Source organism: Acidisphaera sp. S103, from assembly GCF_009765975.1.
Lineage (GTDB): Bacteria > Pseudomonadota > Alphaproteobacteria > Acetobacterales > Acetobacteraceae > Rhodopila.
Genome location: NZ_LMUJ01000057.1, coordinates 425 through 881, shown reverse-complemented (window position 1 = coordinate 881; position 457 = coordinate 425). Strand labels below are relative to the sequence as shown.

At 63.2% G+C, this 457-nt stretch carries 1 pseudogene; it reads left to right on the top strand.

Features of this window, described 5'->3' with window-relative positions:
- A pseudogene (locus GSQ89_RS18095) lies at positions 1-207 on the top strand (acyl-CoA dehydrogenase); the annotation flags it as partial.
- Positions 208-457: the final 250 nt, after the last annotated feature.

Genomic DNA, 457 nt, shown 5'->3' with positions numbered 1-457 from the left:
GGCCTGGCGCGCATCGCCGTCGAAACCGCCTGCCTCGACGCGATACGCCTTGTGCAACGATCGCTCGGGCTGTCGGCATTCCGGCAGGGCAACCCGGTCGAGCGGATATGCCGTGATCTGGCCACCTATCTGCGTCAGCCGGCGCCCGATGAGGTGTTGACCGAGGCCGCGGTGTGGTTCGCCAACCATCCGACGGCATCGATATGACCACGCCCGCGGATTTGCGGGACAACCCGGTGGGAACCGGTGCCGAGCATCCACGTTCACGGGAGTGGTTCGACCTATTTCCGCAAAGGAATACGAACATGCCTCGCGGCGACAAATCCGCTTACACCGGCAAGCAGACCCGACAGGCTGAGCATATCGAGGAAAGTTACGAAAAACGAGGCGTGTCGGAAGGTGAAGCCGAACGGCGCGCCTGGGCCACCGTGAACAAGGAAACCGGCGGTGGCAAGCA